The sequence below is a fragment of the Pseudomonas sp. PSB18 genome, assembly GCF_014596565.1.
Taxonomy (GTDB): Bacteria; Pseudomonadota; Gammaproteobacteria; order Pseudomonadales; family Pseudomonadaceae; genus Aquipseudomonas.
In genome coordinates, this window is record NZ_NOIN01000002.1 from 213,755 (window position 1) to 229,844 (window position 16,090).

Here is a 16,090-nt window from a genome sequence, read left to right on the forward strand (position 1 = left end):
TGTTTTGCCCGCGCCCGCCGCGAGCTGCCTCGAGGAGACTGTAAATGGGCCTGAATAACCAGTGGATGCAACGCGACCTCGCGGTGCTGTGGCATCCCTGCACCCAGATGAAAGATCACGAACAACTGCCGCTGATCCCTATCAAGCGCGGTGAAGGCGTGTGGCTGGAAGACTTCGAAGGCAAGCGCTACCTCGACGCCGTCAGCTCCTGGTGGGTCAACGTGTTCGGCCATGCCAACCCGCGCATCAACCAGCGGATCAAGGACCAGGTCGACCAGTTGGAGCATGTGATCCTCGCCGGCTTCAGCCATCAGCCGGTGATCGAGCTGTCCGAGCGTCTGGTGAAGCTGACGCCAGAAGGCCTGACACGGTGCTTCTATGCCGATAACGGCTCGTCCTGCATCGAAGTGGCGATGAAGATGAGTTTCCATTACTGGGTCAATCGCGGCCGTCCCGACAAGAAGCGCTTCGTCACCCTGAGCAACAGCTACCACGGCGAAACGATTGCGGCGATGTCGGTGGGCGACGTGCCGCTGTTCACCGAGACCTACAAGGCGTTGCTGCTGGACACCCTCAAGGTGCCAAGCCCCGACTGCTACCACCGCCCCGAGGGCGTGAGCTGGGAAGAGCATTCACGCACGATGTTCGCCGCCATGGAACAAACTCTCGCCGAACACCACGACACCGTGGCGGCGGTGATCGTCGAGCCGCTGATCCAGGGCGCCGGCGGCATGCGCATGTATCACCCGGTGTACCTGAAACTGCTGCGCGAAGCCTGCGACCGCTATGGCGTACACCTGATCCATGACGAAATCGCCGTGGGCTTCGGCCGTACGGGAACGATGTTCGCCTGCGAGCAGGCCGGCATCACACCAGACTTCCTCTGCCTGTCCAAGGCCCTGACCGGCGGTTACCTGCCGCTGGCGGCGTGCCTGACCACCGACGACGTCTACAGCGCGTTCTACGACGATTACCCTACCCTGCGCGCCTTCCTGCACTCCCACAGCTACACCGGTAACCCGCTGGCCTGCGCGGCCGCCTTGGCGACGCTGGATATCTTCGAAGAAGACCACGTCATCGACAACAACAAGGCCCTGGCCCAACGCATGGCGAGCGCCACCGCGCACCTGGCCGATCACCCGAACGTGGCGGAAGTGCGCCAGACCGGCATGGTGCTGGCCATCGAGATGGTCAAGGACAAGGCGAGCAAGACCGCCTACCCCTGGCAGGAGCGGCGCGGCCTGAGCGTGTTCCAGCATGCCCTGGAGCGCGGTGCGTTGCTGCGGCCGCTGGGCAGCGTGGTGTATTTCCTGCCACCGTACGTCATCACCCCGGAGCAGATCGACTTCCTGGCGCAAGTGGCCAGCGAGGGCATCGACATTGCCACTCGGGATACGGTCAGTGTGGCGGTGCCGAAGGACTTTCATCCGGGTTATCGCGATCCGGGCTGAGCCTGGGCCACCGCCATCGCGGGCAAGCCTTGCTCCCACAGAGAAATGCGAACCCACTGTGGGAGCAAGGCTTGCCCGCGATGAGGCCGGGCGCTTAAACCACGATCATTTTTTTCTTGCAGAGACTCCACATGAGACTGTCCCGCTTCTTCATCGACACCCCCCTGAGCCTTGGCGATCACGAGTTGCCCGAAGCCCAGGCCCATTACATCGGCCGTGTGCTGCGCATGGCCGAGGGTGATGCGGTGCAGGTGTTCGACGGTTCGGGCCAGGAGTTTCGCGGTAGCCTGGCTGAAGTCGGCAAGAAGCGCGTGCGGGTGCAACTGGACGAGCAATTCGCCGGGCAACCTGAATCGCCGTTGCGTATCCACCTCGGCCAGGGCCTGTCCCGGGGCGAGCGCATGGACTGGGCGATTCAGAAAGCCACCGAGCTGGGGGTCAGTGAGATCACGCCGATTTTCAGCGAACGCTGCGAAGTGCGCCTCAAGGACGAGCGCGCCGACAAACGCCTGCTGCACTGGCGCCAAGTGGCGATCAGTGCCTGTGAGCAATGCGGACGCTCGACCGTACCGGTGATCCATCCGCCGTTGCTGCTGGCCGACTGGCTGAAGCAGGCCGACGCCGAGCTGAAGCTGGTGCTGCACCCGGTGGCCGAGCCACTGGTCAGCCATGCCAGACCGTCGACGCTGGCATTCCTGATCGGCCCCGAGGGCGGTTTGTCCGAGGCCGAAGTCGAACAGGCCCAGGACGCCGGTTACCACGCAGCCCGCCTCGGTCCCCGTGTGCTGCGTACCGAAACCGCGCCGGTGGTGGCGCTGGCGGTAGCGCAGCAGTTGTGGGGGGATTTCTAGACCCGCTGAAGTTTCACTTGTGGGAGCGAGCCTGCTCGCGATAGCGGTGTATCAGTCAATCACCTCCTGACTGACACGCCGACTTCGCGAGCAGGCTCGCTCCCACAATGGTTATTGGCGGTGCCGGTTATTGCACCGGATCACTCACCGGCCTGGCAATGATCTCCTTCAGCTCGCTGGTCATCGGGAACTCCAGGTTCAATCCCTTGGGTGGAATCGGTTTCTGGAACCAACGGTCATAGATGGCGTTGATCTCGCCTGACTTGTACAGGTCCCCCAGGGCCGCATTGACCAGCGCCAGGAATTGCGGATCGTCCTTGCGCACCATGCAGCTGTAGATTTCCCGCGACTGCTCTTCGCCCACTACGACCCAGTTGTGCGGGTCCCGGGCCTTGGCTCGTTCGCCGTAGAGCAGCGCATCATCCATGTAGAACGCCGCCGCCCGACCGGTTTCGAGCATCTGGAACGCCTCGCCGTGGTCCTTCGCACTGATGACGAACAGGTCGGCCTTGTTGTCCTGGTTGTAGCTTTTCAGGAAACGTTCGTTGGTGGTGCCGGCAGTGGTCACCACGTTCTTGCCGCGCAGGTCGGCAAAGCTGTGGATGCCGCTGTCCCTGGCCGTCAGCAACTGGCCCTTCACGTAGATGAAACCGTAGGAAAACGCCACTTGCTTCTGCCGCTCGGCCGTCACCCCGGTGGAGCCACATTCCAGGTCGACGGTGCCGTTCTGCACCAACGGGATGCGGGTCTGGGAGGTGACCAGGTTGTACTTCACCTCCAGTTGAGGCAGTGCCAGTTGGGTCTTGACCCGCTCGACGATCTTGTTTGCCAGGTCCACCGAGTAACCCATCGGTTTGCCGCTGCTGTCACCTACATAGGAAAACGGTACCGAGGCGTCGCGATACCCCAGGGTGATGACATGGGTGCTGGCGACTTTCTCCAGCGTACCGCTCGGAGGCGCTTGTGTAGCGTGGACAGGGGCGCTCAACAACAGGCTCAGGGTGCAGCCGATCAACGTGATTCTTTGCATTGTTATTCTCCGTTGCGGGTGGGTCAGGCGGCGCGGGGCGTGAGGCCCTGCAAATCAATGGACGGGGTGCGCTGGCGGATCAGTTCGCTGAGCAGGCGAGCGCTGCCGCACGCCAGGGTGAAACCCAGTGCCCCATGGCCGAGATTGAGCCACAGGTTGCGATAGCCGGTGGCGCCGATCAGCGGCACGCCGCTGGGCGTAGCCGGGCGCATGCCGGCCCATTCGACGGCGCGTTCGTAATCCCCGGCCAAGGGAAAGGTTTCCTGGGCCTGGCGCTTGATCAGGGCCAGGCGCCGCGGATCCGGCGTCGGGTCGAAGCCGACGATATCCACCATCGCCGCCACCCGCAGATGGTCGTCGATTCGCGCATAGACGATCTTGCGGTCATAGTCGGTGATGCTCAGCTCCGGGGCCCGATGCGCTGCGCCAATCGGCACGGTCAGGCTGTAACCCTTGAGCGGATACAGCGGCATTCGCACCCCTGGCAATGCCAGGGCCGCGCTGCGGTGACCGGCAGCAATCACGAGGTTGTCCACCGGCAAGCGCTGCCCGTTCAACTCGATGGCCTGCACCTGTCCATCGGCGTGGCCAATACCGGTCACCGTCTGCCCCAACAAGAATTCGCAGCGCCCCGACGCCTGCAAGCGTGCGGCCAGTCGCTGGCAGAAAGCGTGACAATCGGCGACCTCCTCGCCCGGCGTGTAGATCCCGCCCACCCATGGCATGCCCGCCAGCGCCGGCTCCAGGCTCGCGCACTCGGCGGGCCCAAGCACCTGCTGGTGCAGGTTGTCCGTCAGTCGCTGCCGGGCATGCTGGAAATGGGCGGCATCCCGAAACGTCACCAGCTTGCCGTTGCGCCGCCAGCCGAAGCCATCGAGGCGATCGTCTTCGCGCCAGCTCTGCAAGGTGGCCTGGCTCAGCAGCGCCAGGCGCAACAGGTGGGCGCCGTTACGCCGGTTGACCGATGTCCGGCACGCCGCAATGAAGGAAGCCATCCAGCGCCACTGGGTTGGGTCCAGGCGAGGCCGCAACCTGAGTGGCGAATCCCCGCGCAACATCCAGCCGAGTGCCTGCCAGGGTACCCCGGCGTCCGCCAGGGGGGCGACGTAGCGATAGGACAATTGGCCGCCGTTGGCAAAACTGGTTTCGCTGCCCAGTGTGTCCCGGGCCTCCACCAGCGTCACCTCGATGCCGTCGCGAACCAGTGCATAAGCCGTCGCCAACCCGACCACGCCACCGCCGATGATGCACACCCGTTGCCCCATGTCCGCCTCCGTTTCCAATCAGTTGAGGTTAGGGGCAGGTGACAGGTTCGGAACAATGAATAAAGATGGAGCACCTATAAACAAAGGTTATGGGATCGCCATGCGCCTTCGTCATATCGAGATTTTCCAGGCCATACGCCAGGCCGGTTCCATCAGCGGCGCCGCACAGTTGCTGCACGTTTCCCAACCGGCGGTGACCAAAGTGCTGCAACACGCCGAGCAACAGCTGGGATTTGCCCTGTTCCTGCGGGTGCGCGGCAAGTTGCAGGCGACCCCCGAAGCCCTGGAGCTGGAGCGCGAAGTCGACAAGGTCAGCGAAAGCCTGCAAGGCGTTCGGCGGTTGGCACAGAGCCTGCGCCGCAAACCCGGTCACAACCTGCGCATCGGCGCGACTCCGGCCCTGGCCCTGTCGCTGCTGCCGGCGGCCATTCATCAATGGACCCGGCGCTACCCGGACATTGTCTGTGAGCTGTCCAGCGCCCACAGCCGTGAACTGATGCAGAACCTGTTGATGCGCGAGATCGACGTCGCCCTCACCTTGCAGCCGCCCGACCATCCGGGGCTCAAGGCCCAGCCCCTGGCCAGCGGTGTGCTGGTGGCGCTGGCGCCGAAGGGGCATTGGGACGACGCGACAGTGGGTAAACCGATGTCGCTGCAGGAACTGGCCGGCGCGCCCCTGATCGGCTTGTCGAGCGCCGATCCACTCTCGGCCAGACTGGACGGCTACCTGGAAGCGGTGGACCCTGCGCCGCGCATCAGCATCGCCGTACAGACCTATTCGCTGGCCCGGGCCATGGTGGAGTCCGGTGCCGGCATGGCGGTGATCGACCCGTTCACGGCCCTTGGCGCCGCGAAGAGCTGCACGGCGATCCGACCGTTATCGCCACCGCTGCCCATCTCACTCTACGCCGTGACCCGAGCCAATGAAGCGCCGGCACACACCCTGGGCGCCCTGCTGGAGATATTCGCCAGTCAGGCCCAGGGGCAACTGGATGGGCTGTTCACGGCTGCCCGCTAAAGGACATAGAACAGAATCGCCACGAAGTGCAGCAGGCTGCCGGCGATCACAAACAGATGCCAGATGCCATGGGCATGGCGCAATCGCTTATCGAGGGCGAAAAAAATGATGCCCACGGTGTACAACACCCCGCCCGAGGCCAGCCAGGCGAAACCGGTGCTGCCCAGGGCCGCCAACAGCGGCTTGACCGCCACCAGCACGATCCAGCCCATCACGGCGTAGATCACGATGGAGAGGATCCGCGCTTCGGAACGCGGCTTGATCTCTTGCAGGATCCCGATCAATGCCAGCCCCCAGACGATCCCGAACAACGTCCAGCCCCACGGCCCGCGCAGGGTCACCAGGCAGAACGGTGTATAGCTGCCGGCGATCAGCAGGTAGATCGAAAAATGATCGACCTTCTGCATGATCGCTTTCTTGCGCCCGCGCACGCTGTGGTAGACCGTCGAGGCGCTGTACAGCACCAGCAGGGTAAACCCGTAGATCGCCACGCTGACGATCTTCCACGGATCGCCGGTCAGCCCGGCAAGCACCACCAGCCACACCCCGCCGATAAACGCCGCAATCGCCCCAACCAAGTGGGTCCAGGCGTTCAGTCGCTCCCCGTGATACATCGATTCCTACCCCTCCATGACGAAACAGGCGCCAAGGCTCAGGCCTGTGGCGTAAAAGTGCAATGGTTTGCTGTGAGTTGCGATCATCTGTAAATCTCCTCGCCACCAGGTTCATTGGGGCACAATCGGATGACACGAATAAGAGTCCGCCCCATGCTGATCGACGAAGAATTGACCCTGAAGAAACTCGAGGTGTTCCTGGCCTTCATGCGCACCGGCAACCTGGCGCGGGCGGCGGCGGAATTGCAGACCAGCAATGTCAGCGTGCACCGGGCCATTCATTCGCTGGAAAGCGCCCTGCGCTGCCCGTTGTTCAAGCACGAAGGCCGCAACCTCACACCGCTGGAAAGCGCCTATGTGCTGGAGGAGCGAGCGCAAAAACTGATCCAGGACGTGGTCGAAAGCGTACGCCTGACCCGTGAAGCCGCCGGGTTCTCCGCCGAGCGCTTCAAGCTGGGCTCGCTGTACTCGCTGACGGTCAAGACCGTGCCGCAGCTGATCATGGGCCTGAAGATCCGGCGCAGTGAGCTCAACATCGACCTGATCATGGGCTCGAACATCGACTTGCTGTACAAACTCAAGAACATGGAAGTCGATGCCATCCTGGTGTCCCTGGACGACAGCGTCAACGACCCGGACTGCGAGCAGATCCCCCTGTTTTCCGACGACATTTTTCTCGCCACGCCGGCCGACTCGCCGTTTGCCCAACGCAGCGAAGTCGACCTGGCTGAAGTGCGTGACGAAACGTTCATCACCCTGACCCAGGGCTTCGCCACCCATCAGGATGGGGTGCGGGTATTCAGGCAGGCGGGGTTCGAGCCGAAGGTGGCGATGCAGGTCAACGACATTTTCACCCTGCTGAGCATGGTCAGCTCCGGGGTGGGTTATGCCTTGCTGCCGGGCAGGATTGCAGCGGTGTACGAGAACCGGGTGAAGCTCATCCCATTGCAGGAGAAGTACCGCTTGCAGCAGCACATCGGCGTGGTGTTCCTCAAGGCCAAGGAGCGCGATCCGAACCTGCTGGCGTTATTGGCCGAATGCCGGATGTATGCCAATCGCCAAGCCATCCCATGATCGTCCCCACGCTCTGCGTGGGGACGCAGCCCGGGACGCTCCGCGGCCCAAAAGCGTGACGCGGAGCGTCAAAGGAGGCATTCCCACGCAGAGCGTGGGAACGATCAAAGGAGATAAGCCCTAGCCCATCAGCCCGCGCATGATCAGGAACAACACCGAAGGGCCCATCAAACACCCCAGCGCGGTATAGAACGCCGCCGTCAGGCACCCATACGGCACCAGCTTCGGATCGGTCGCTGCCAGCCCGCCGGCCACACCGCTGGAAGTGCCCATCAACCCACCGAAGATCACCGCACTGCGTGGATTGTTGAGACCAATCATCGGTGCCACGAAAGGCGTCGCCACCATCACCAGGATCGCCTTGATCAACCCCGCCGCAATAGACAGCGCCATCACCTCGGAACTGGCGCCAATGGCCGCTCCGGTGACCGGCCCGACGATGTATGTGACCGCCCCAGCGCCGATGGTAGTCAGGCTCACCGCATCGGTGTATCCGAAGGCCATCGCTACACCCACGCCGGCAATGAACGAGGTGCCCACGCCGACGAACAGCGCCAGCACTCCGACGAAACCGGCACGTTTGAGCTCCTCGACACTCACCCCAAACGCCGTGGCGACAATGGCAAAGTCCCGCAGCATGGCGCCGCCCAGCAAACCGATGCCGGAAAGCAGTGGAATATCCACCACCCCCTTCTGCCCTCCGGTCATCGCCCCGCCGATATACGACAGTATCAGCCCCAACAAAATCGCGATGGCCGAACCGTGCAGGCGGCCCTTGGTGAACGTGTTGCTGATCCAGTACGACACCCACATGGTGATGCCGACAACCGCAAAACCACTGATCAGGCCGTAGCCGGTAATCACTTTCATCATCGATTCGTACATGGCGATCACCCTACCGTCTTCACGGAAACGTTGGCTTCAGGCCCTTTGTTGCCGATGCGCACCAGCACCGGCACCAACGCAAAGGCAATCACCACCGCCAGGGTCCCGGCCAGAATCGCCATGGGCCCGCCCTTGAGCGCGCCATAGACATTTTGCTGGGCCGCCATGGCAACCACGATGGGAATGTAGACCGCACTCCAGAATTCCACGCCAGCCTCGGACTTGCCCTTGAACAGACCGCGCTTGCTCAGATAACTGCCCAGGCCGATCAACAGCAGCATCGCAATGCCGACACCGCCGACGTTGGCCGGCACGCCGATCAGTTTGCCCAGCAGCTCACCGATGAAAATACCCGTCAGGGTACAAAAGGCCAGAAACGCCACACCGTAAATAATCATTGTCGTAGTCCTCAAAGTGCATCGTCGAAGTTGTTGTTTTTGTGCTTCGCCAGCTTGAGTCGGTGGTCTAGGGTTGGCGGCTTCCCTCCTCTGCGAGCAGCGCCTGCAGGGTATCGAGCCGGGCACCGTCGAAGGCCATGACCGTGCCCTGTTCGAACACCCGGCGCGCCAGCCCGGTCAGCACCGCACCGGGTGGCAGTTCGATCTGCAAGCGCACGCCGCGCTCATAGGCACTTTGCACCGTGCCGCGCCAATCGACGACGCGGCACATGTTGAAAGCCAGGTCGTCGCGCAAGGCGTCGGGCTTTGTCACCGGCCGGGCGCGGCTGCCACTGAGATAACCCAATGTCGGGGCTTGCAACGGCACGTCGGCAAACGCCTGGGCCAATGTCCGTGCCGGACCCTCCAGCAATGGGCAATGGGACGGCACGCTCACCGCCAGGCGACACGCCTTGCCGGCGCCCTGGCGGCGTGCGTGGCCGGCAACGATCGCCATGGCCTCGTCGCTGCCGGCGATGACCACCTGGTTATCGGCATTGATGTTGGCCAGGTAGACCGGTGTTGCGTCGCTGTGCACCTGGGCCAGCAACCCTTCCACGGCGGCGAGGTCCAGGCCGATGATCGCGGTCATGCCGTAGCCTTGCGGATAGGCCTGCTGCATCAATTCGCCCCGCAGGCTGACCAGCCGCAACGCATCCTCGAACCTCAGCGCTCCCGCCACCACCGCCGCCGGATACGCGCCGATGGACAGCCCCGCCACGTAGTCCGGCGCCTGGGCCTGCTCCAGCAGGTGGCGTGACGCTGCCACGCCGGCGATCAGCAGGCACAACTGCACTGCGCGGGTCGATTGCAAGGCTTCGGCGCTGTCCAAGTGCAATACGTCTTCGCCGAGCACATCGCTCGCCTCGGCCAACACATGCGGCGCCAGGCCATGGAGCATGCCCGTCCGCTGCGCGCCCTGGCCGGGGAATACCAGAAGGCTGCTCATGCGGCCTGCTCCCGCGACGGCTGCCAGGGATTGCTCACCAACCGTGCCTGGACGTCATCCTTGAGCAGGACCCGACGTGACGAGCCCGCCCACTCGCGCAGGGCAACAGCACCAAATGGAGTCTGCAACTGCATGTCCACGGCACACACCGAGCCGTCCAGTCGCGCCAGCAAGTCCCTGGCCTGGACACGATCCATCGGTTGCGGCGTGCGCAGGATCAGGTCCAGGTCGCTGCGCTCATGCAACGCCTCGATGCCGCTGGCGAGCTCGAACCCGGCGCTGCCGCTGATACCCCAGGTCCAGCCGCAGGCGTCGAGCATCGAGCGCAGACGGGACAGCGCCCGCAGGGCCGGCAAATCCCGATGGCACTCGACGTGGCAGAGGTCTTCCGGGCGCACTCTGCGCTGGATCGCCGCCAGCGGCATCGACGTAGCGTAACGCTGCTCCCGAGCCCGACCACGAATACCCACCGCCACCTGTCCCGGCGCAGTCAGCGCCCGCCGCACCACCACCGGTTGTCCGAGGTCAAGGGCTTGCACAGCCCACGCCGGCGCATCCGCTGGCAACTGCTGCGGGGTCATCCCCCACAACAGGTCGTGCGCCAGGAAGGTGCTCACCACTGCGCGCTCAGCAACTGGCGAACATGGCTGGAAGCGGCCCGATGGGGCGCCCCGAGGCGGCTGCTCAAGTTTCGAGGCGCACCGGCCACATCGTTGATCGCTTGTTGCAGGCAATCGGTGACCCGGGCCAGATCGGCCGCCGATGGTTGTTCGATCTGTTCGACCGACAAGGTTTCCCACAACAAGCCCAGACTGGCATAGCTGTCGATGTCATAGGCCATCGGCGGCACGCTGGCAGCCAGGGCTTCCAATTCTTCGACACTGCGCAGGGTCACCCGCGCCGCCGAGGCCTTGCCCATGGCGTGGACCATCACCCCAGGATCGCGCAAAGCAATCAGCCGGTTGGCCTGGTAGCCGTGGGCCAGGAACGCCCCGGACATCGCCTTGCCCACCAGCAAGCCTATCACCGGATGGCCGGCCAACCGGGCACGGGCGTAACTGTCCGCCGCACCGGCCAACGCCTGATGGATGCCCAGGGCTTCTTCCCGGCGACCATAAGCCTGGCTGGGTACATCGACAATGGCGATCAGCGCACGTTTGCCGGGCGCCCCGCGGTCAGCCTCGATGGCGTCATCCACCGCCTTGGCCAGGCCCCAGCCTTCCAGCAGGCCGACCTCACCGTTGCGAGCACGGGGAAAAGGATTGTCAGGGTCGGCCACCACCGCCAACAGGCGCACGGTCTGCCCGCCCAACCGGGCATCGGCCGCTTTCACCGAAGCGGGCAGTCCCGACAGCGGCTCGGCGCCGCCACTCAAGGCTTCGAACCAGCGCAAGCCTCTCAACGAATACGAACTCATGGGCGTTCTCCCTGATAAAGCTGGCGAACCGCAGCCGGTTCGATCTGCACCTCAGTGTCCAACCGGGCCAGGCGTTGCAGGAACAACCCGGCCTGGCCGCTGCGGTGTTCGGCGGGCACGCCCAAGTGCAACAACTGGCTGACCTGGTGGCGGATCTGCTGCACATCATCGGCGCAATAACGATCCACCAATCCCGTGGCGAAACGCTGCTCGCCACCGGTCAGGCTCCAGATAAACGGGCGATCCCGGGCGTCGTATTCCGCGATTCCGGCCTCCTGTTCGATCACCTGCGGGCCGTTCAATCCCAGCCGCGCTTCCTGGGTCACCAGCAGATAACTGCACAGCCCAGCGGCGATGGACATGCCGCCAAAACAACCGACACTGCCAGCCACCACACCGACCACCGGCTGGTACTGACGCAAGTCGACAATGGCCGAATGAATCTCGGCGATGGCCGCCAATCCCAGATTGGCCTCCTGCAAACGCACACCACCGGTTTCCAACAGCAGCACCGCACGGGTCGCAATGCCCTTGCGGTTGTCCTCGGCGGCCAGTTCCAGGGCGCCGGCGATCTTCGCCCCACCCACTTCGCCAAGGCTACCGCCCTGGAACGCGCCTTCAATGGCGGCGAGCACCACCGGCAAGCCGTCGATGCTGCCCTTGGCGATCACCACGCCGTCGTCGCTTTGCGGCACCACGCCTTGACGCAGCAGCCACGGCGACATGATCCGCTGGAACGGGTCGAGCAATTCGCGAAACGTACCGTCATCGAGCAAGGCTTTCGCCCGTTGCCGGGCACCGAGTTCGACGAAGCTGTGCTTGTTGAGCAATGCTGCACTGTCAATCATGGCCGATCTCCTCGAAGCCCTGCTCCAGACGCAGACGCACCACGCCGGGGGTGGCGCCGAAATCGTGGATGTCGATGGACAGCGCGGGCGGCGTCTGGCCGTCGAACATCCGGGTGAAGAGATGCTGCCAGCGTTGTTCGCTGCCATTGACCGAGGTCTGCACCTGGATGGTCAGCTTGCCTGCCAGCCCCGGCTCGATCAGCACTTCCAGGTCGCCCGAGCCGACACAGCCCACCAGCGCCCGGCCCCGTGGCGGCTGCCCGGCGGGGAATTCAAAGGATAAGGTTTCCATCAGCAAACTCCCTGGATGACGCTATCACCCGACTCGATACGATCGATGAACAGACAGGCCGCGAGCAGGTCGGCGGCGCCGCCGGGCGAGGCGTTCAATGCAATCAGTTGTTGGTCCAGTGCGTGCAATCGGCGGCGGCCGTCGAGGCTCGCACTGCCACCGGCATCCAGTACCGCCTGGGCACCGGTCTGCATGGTTTGCAAACCGGGTTCGCCGGCGCGGTACAGCACGCAGGTGTCCGCCAGTTGGGTCATGATCGCCAGCAAGGCGTCGAGCCGGGCGTTCTGCTCGCCATGGCCGTGGGTTCGGCTACGCCTGAGTTGCGGCAGTGCGCGTTGCATGATCGAAGGAAAGCCAAGCTGCGCTTCTTCCCTTGCGCCGCGTGCGCCATAGCGCTGGGCCACCTGGGCGCCATGGCTGAGAGGTCTTGGCGCGTAGCGATCTTCAAGCAGCGCCAGGCGTGCGGCACGCAATGTGAGGGCGCTGGCGGCGCTGGATTCAGGTTCCAGCGCCGCCGCAGCCACCAGCAGGCCCAACGCCCAGATCGCGCCACGATGGGTATTCACGCCGTCGGTGGTGGCGAGCATCGCCGCTTCGCCTTCACGACCAATGCGCCCAAGGGCTTCGCGTAGCGGCAGGCCCACTTCGCCGAACGCCATCGCCGCGTCAGCCATTTCCTTGAAGGCCGGCCACAAGGAAAGCGCCGAGGCGTGCATCAGTCCCAGGTGCAGATCGGTGTGAGCGCCATTGCCACGGCGGTCCACCAGCGCCGGCTTGGGTGACAGGTCCGCTTCGTCGATCAGCGCGTCCACTGCCAGGTCCGCCAGCCGTTCGGCCAGGGTCAGGGTTTTCGGTTGCAGGTTGAGTGCGTGCATTACCAGCTCCTGAACTTGGCGGGAGGGTTGTAGAGGCCGCCGGACCACTCCACCAGGTCGGCCACGCTCTTGGCGGCAAGCAATTCGCGGGTGGCGTCGGTGCGGCGGATGCCCAGGTCTTCGGGCAAGGCGATCAGCCCTTCGCGGCGCATGCGGGCGGTGTCTTTCGGGTTGTGACGCAGGCCGACGGCGGTAACCCCGGCAACCGCCGCGATCATCGCCTGGCGTTCTTCCAGGGAACGGGCCTTGTACAGATAGGCGATGCCCTCTTCGGTCAACAGATGGGTGACGTCGTCGCCGTAGATCATGATCGGCGCCAGGGGCATGCCGGCTTTCTTCGCCACATCCACCGCATCGAGGGTGTCGACGAACGTCGGTTTGCCGCCCTCCTGGAAGGTCTCGACCATCTGCACCACCAGCTTCTTGCCGCGTTCGAGCAATGGAGCCTCGCCATCACCGTGGCGCATGTCGAGCCAGGCCGGGGTGCCGTGGCGGCGACCACGGGGATCGTGGCCCATGTTCGGCGCACCACCAAAACCGGCCAATCGGCCTCGGGTGACCGTCGAGGAATGACCGTCGCCGTCCACTTGCAGGGTGGCACCGATGAACAGGTCCACCGCGTATTGGCCGGCCAATTGGCAGACCATGCGGTTGGAGCGCAGCGAGCCATCGCGGCCGGTGAAGAACACGTCCGGCCGGGCGGCGATATAATGCTCCATGCCCAGTTCGGTGCCGAAGCAATGCACGCTGTCGACCCAACCGCTTTCGATGGCCGGGATCAATGTCGGGTGAGGATTGAGGGTCCAGTTGCGGCAGATCTTGCCCTTCAGACCGAGGGATTCGCCGTAGGTCGGCAGGATCAGCTCGATGGCGGCGGTGTTGAAGCCGATGCCGTGGTTGAGGGACTGGACGTTGTGCTTTTCGTAGATCCCACGGATCGCCATCATCGCCATGAGCACGTGCACAGGCTTGATGTGGCGTGGGTCGCGGGTGAACAACGGCTCGATGTAGAACGGCTTGTCGGCCACCACCACGAAATCCACCCAGGATGCCGGGATGTCTACTCGCGGCAAGTCGCTGACGTCATCCACCAACTGGTTGACCTGGACAATGACGATGCCATCGCTGAAGGCCGCCGGCTCGATCAACGCCGGGGTGTCTTCGGTGCTGGGGCCGGTGTAGATGTTGCCGGCGCGGTCGGCCATGAAACCGGCCGAGAGCACCACGTTGGGAATCAAGTCCACCACCAGCCGGGCGTAGAGTTCGATGTAGGTGTGGATCGCGCCGATTTCCAGCAGACCGTCTTCCAGCAACTGGCTGATGCGCAGACTCTGGGTCCCGGCGAAGGAAAAATCGAGTTTGCGGGCGATGCCACGTTCGAACAGGTCCAGGTGCTCGGAGCGGCCGACGCTGGGCATGATCATGTGCAGGTCGTGCAGCTTCGACGGGTCGGCCTTGGCCAGGGAGCGCGAAAGGAAATCCGCCTGCTTCTGGTTGTTGCCTTCCAGCACCACACGGTCGCCAGGTTCGATCAACACCTGCAACGCCTCGACGATCCGGTCGGTGGGCAATACCACGCCATCGACCATGCCCTTCACCTGTTCGAGACGCCGCTGCTTTTCGCCGCGCCGCCGCGTCCAGCGCGAGTCGGGGGATATTGTTGTTGTCATGACCACTCCACGGGTTCGCTGTCGTGGGGGTTACCTTAGGAGTGATGGGACAACGGCATCAATCAAGCTCGACGGTGGATCGTTACGCTTGGAGTAATGGTTGGAAATGGATCTGTGTGGGAGCGAGCTTGCTCGCGAAAGTGGCGGGTCAGCTTGCACCTGTTCTGAATGGGCCGCCGCCTTCGCGGGCAAGCCCGGCTCCCACAGGTTCTGTGGGGTTCACAAAAGTAACGTCCACCGTCAATCCCTTGTGGGAGCGAGCCTGCTCGCGATAGCGGTGGGTCAGTCGGTATCTGCTCTGAATGGGCCGCCGCTATCGCGAGCAGGCTCGCTCCCACAGGGCTTGTAGTTGAGTTCAGATTTCGCGGCTTGCGCCAGGATCAGCAGATGTCCATCAGTCGCCGGACTCGCTCCAGCAGTTCCACAGCATTCTCGATCAGTTGAGCGAGAAGCCCATGATCTTCATCCATATAGCCTTCGTATTCGGCAAGATTGCGCCGTTCATGGCAAAGCGCAAATATGCGGACCTGAAGCTTGCTTGCATCTGCGGTGTGAATCAGGCATTGAAAAACCAGATAACGCTTGTCCGAACGATAACCGCTCAAGCGCAGTGCCGTGAGCGCCAGGGCATGAGCCGCGTTGTAGGCCAGGTCAAAGCGGCTGGCGAATGAAAGAGATGGCGTTTGTGCGTCATTGAGGCGAGCCATTGCCGAGCGCATCAAGCCCTCGCATCCTGGCGATCAGGTGGCTCGGCCTTGAGCCCGCCACTACGTAACAGATTCTCCAGGTTTTCCTGGTATCCCATCCTTGGACTCCAAAGGGTCTTCACCCAGCAAGCTGATCTTGTCCTGTTGCGCTACTCGCGTCACGAAGCTGTTGCCAGCTGCGAATTTTGCGGCCCAGTCCTGAGGCGTGTAGAGCGTAGGGTTAAGAGGACGGCCCAGTTGCTCTTCCAGGGGCATAAGCCGCTCCATCACCTCACTGTAGTGCAGTCCATCGCCGATCAGCATGAGATCTATGTCACTGGATGCGTTTGCCTGATCCTTGGCGATAGAGCCGTAGACGAACGCCCATCTCAGCTGTCTGGAAAAAGGTTCCAATGCCTGGCGAATCGGCTCGGCCAGACCGATGGTTTTGCGAACGATGCCCAGCAGTTCAGCGTAAATAGGGCAGCGTGTATTGGCCTGATAATGGGTTTGGTTACCTTGACGAGTCATCGTCAGAACACCCGAATTCTGCAAGCGCTCCAGCTCGCGCATCAGACTGCCTTTGCCCACTTGAGCCCTGCGAGCAATCTCATTGGTGTAGAAACTCTGTTCCGGTTTCCCGAACAACAAGCCCAGGATCCGTTGCTGGGTTACCGTAAACAATGCATCGCTGAGAGAGAGATGATCCATGGGGAAACCATAAGTCC

General features: G+C 63.3%; 17 protein-coding genes and 1 pseudogene. 4 read left to right on the forward strand and 14 right to left on the reverse strand.

Annotation, left to right across the window (positions count from 1 at the left end; all coding sequences use genetic code 11):
• Positions 1-44 precede the first annotated feature (44 nt).
• Together CGA22_RS05040 and CGA22_RS05045 are read left to right on the forward strand one after the other, a co-directional pair.
• Entirely contained in the window at positions 45-1,451 is a 1,407-nt protein-coding gene (locus CGA22_RS05040) for an adenosylmethionine--8-amino-7-oxononanoate transaminase (protein WP_188258499.1), read from the forward strand.
• A gap of 131 nt (positions 1,452-1,582) precedes the next feature.
• Positions 1,583-2,302, forward strand: a complete 720-nt coding sequence (locus CGA22_RS05045) for a 16S rRNA (uracil(1498)-N(3))-methyltransferase (RefSeq protein ID WP_041022841.1) — start codon at positions 1,583-1,585, stop codon at positions 2,300-2,302.
• Positions 2,303-2,429: 127 nt separating this feature from the next.
• Here CGA22_RS05045 and CGA22_RS05050 read toward each other — a convergent pair whose 3' ends face one another.
• A complete protein-coding gene (locus tag CGA22_RS05050) occupies positions 2,430-3,332 on the reverse strand; it encodes a transporter substrate-binding domain-containing protein (protein WP_041021143.1) in 903 nt (300 codons plus the stop codon).
• A gap of 23 nt (positions 3,333-3,355) precedes the next feature.
• Positions 3,356-4,597: a D-amino acid dehydrogenase gene (locus CGA22_RS05055; RefSeq protein WP_041021144.1), complete on the reverse strand. Its 1,242-nt coding sequence runs from the start codon at positions 4,595-4,597 to the stop codon at positions 3,356-3,358.
• 100 nt (positions 4,598-4,697) lie between these two features.
• On the opposite strand from CGA22_RS05055, the gene CGA22_RS05060 reads away from it, so the two are divergent.
• Positions 4,698-5,615 (forward strand): LysR family transcriptional regulator, encoded by a 918-nt coding sequence (locus tag CGA22_RS05060; protein WP_041021145.1) that lies wholly within the window; start codon positions 4,698-4,700, stop codon positions 5,613-5,615.
• Here CGA22_RS05060 and trhA read toward each other — a convergent pair.
• Complete coding sequence (gene trhA, locus CGA22_RS05065) at positions 5,612-6,229, reverse strand: PAQR family membrane homeostasis protein TrhA (RefSeq protein ID WP_041021146.1); 618 nt, start codon at positions 6,227-6,229, stop codon at positions 5,612-5,614. The genes CGA22_RS05060 and trhA overlap by 4 nt on opposite strands.
• Positions 6,230-6,382: 153 nt before the next feature.
• On the opposite strand from trhA, the gene CGA22_RS05070 reads away from it, so the two are divergent.
• Positions 6,383-7,303, forward strand: coding sequence for a LysR substrate-binding domain-containing protein (locus CGA22_RS05070; RefSeq protein WP_041021147.1), 921 nt, complete (start codon positions 6,383-6,385; stop codon positions 7,301-7,303).
• Between the two features lie 120 nt (positions 7,304-7,423).
• Here the strand turns inward: CGA22_RS05070 and madM are convergent, their stop codons facing one another.
• The 11 genes and pseudogenes from madM to CGA22_RS05125 all read right to left on the reverse strand — a co-directional run bounded on the left by madM (position 7,424) and on the right by CGA22_RS05125 (position 16,073).
• On the reverse strand, positions 7,424-8,188 hold the full coding sequence (madM, locus tag CGA22_RS05075; protein ID WP_041021151.1) for a malonate transporter subunit MadM: 765 nt from the start codon (positions 8,186-8,188) through the stop codon (positions 7,424-7,426).
• A gap of 5 nt (positions 8,189-8,193) precedes the next feature.
• Positions 8,194-8,586 carry a malonate transporter subunit MadL gene (gene madL, locus CGA22_RS05080; RefSeq protein ID WP_025215947.1) on the reverse strand — a complete coding sequence of 131 codons (393 nt, stop codon included), beginning with the start codon at positions 8,584-8,586 and terminating at the stop codon, positions 8,194-8,196.
• Positions 8,587-8,653: 67 nt separating this feature from the next.
• Positions 8,654-9,574: a malonate decarboxylase subunit epsilon gene (gene mdcH, locus CGA22_RS05085; protein ID WP_041021148.1), complete on the reverse strand. Its 921-nt coding sequence runs from the start codon at positions 9,572-9,574 to the stop codon at positions 8,654-8,656.
• The gene (locus tag CGA22_RS05090; RefSeq protein ID WP_041021149.1) at positions 9,571-10,194 is read right to left on the reverse strand and encodes a malonate decarboxylase holo-ACP synthase; all 624 of its coding nucleotides are present in this window, start codon (positions 10,192-10,194) and stop codon (positions 9,571-9,573) included. The genes mdcH and CGA22_RS05090 overlap by 4 nt, the downstream gene beginning before the upstream one ends.
• Complete coding sequence (mdcE, locus tag CGA22_RS05095) at positions 10,188-10,991, reverse strand: biotin-independent malonate decarboxylase subunit gamma (RefSeq protein ID WP_188258500.1); 804 nt, start codon at positions 10,989-10,991, stop codon at positions 10,188-10,190. The genes CGA22_RS05090 and mdcE overlap by 7 nt, the downstream gene beginning before the upstream one ends.
• The gene (locus CGA22_RS05100) at positions 10,988-11,839 is read right to left on the reverse strand and encodes a biotin-independent malonate decarboxylase subunit beta (RefSeq protein WP_041020200.1); all 852 of its coding nucleotides are present in this window, start codon (positions 11,837-11,839) and stop codon (positions 10,988-10,990) included. The genes mdcE and CGA22_RS05100 overlap by 4 nt, the downstream gene beginning before the upstream one ends.
• Positions 11,832-12,131, reverse strand: coding sequence for a malonate decarboxylase subunit delta (locus CGA22_RS05105; protein ID WP_041020201.1), 300 nt, complete (start codon positions 12,129-12,131; stop codon positions 11,832-11,834). The genes CGA22_RS05100 and CGA22_RS05105 overlap by 8 nt, the downstream gene beginning before the upstream one ends.
• Positions 12,131-13,006: a triphosphoribosyl-dephospho-CoA synthase gene (locus CGA22_RS05110; protein WP_041020202.1), complete on the reverse strand. Its 876-nt coding sequence runs from the start codon at positions 13,004-13,006 to the stop codon at positions 12,131-12,133. Before CGA22_RS05110 ends, CGA22_RS05105 begins: the two co-directional genes overlap by 1 nt.
• Positions 13,006-14,676, reverse strand: coding sequence for a malonate decarboxylase subunit alpha (gene mdcA / locus CGA22_RS05115; RefSeq protein WP_041020203.1), 1,671 nt, complete (start codon positions 14,674-14,676; stop codon positions 13,006-13,008). Before mdcA ends, CGA22_RS05110 begins: the two co-directional genes overlap by 1 nt.
• Before the next feature lie 380 nt (positions 14,677-15,056).
• Positions 15,057-15,481, reverse strand: a pseudogene (locus tag CGA22_RS05120) (hypothetical protein).
• Positions 15,444-16,073 carry a nucleotidyltransferase domain-containing protein gene (locus CGA22_RS05125; RefSeq protein ID WP_041023961.1) on the reverse strand — a complete coding sequence of 210 codons (630 nt, stop codon included), beginning with the start codon at positions 16,071-16,073 and terminating at the stop codon, positions 15,444-15,446. Before CGA22_RS05125 ends, CGA22_RS05120 begins: the two are co-directional and overlap by 38 nt.
• Positions 16,074-16,090: the final 17 nt, after the last annotated feature.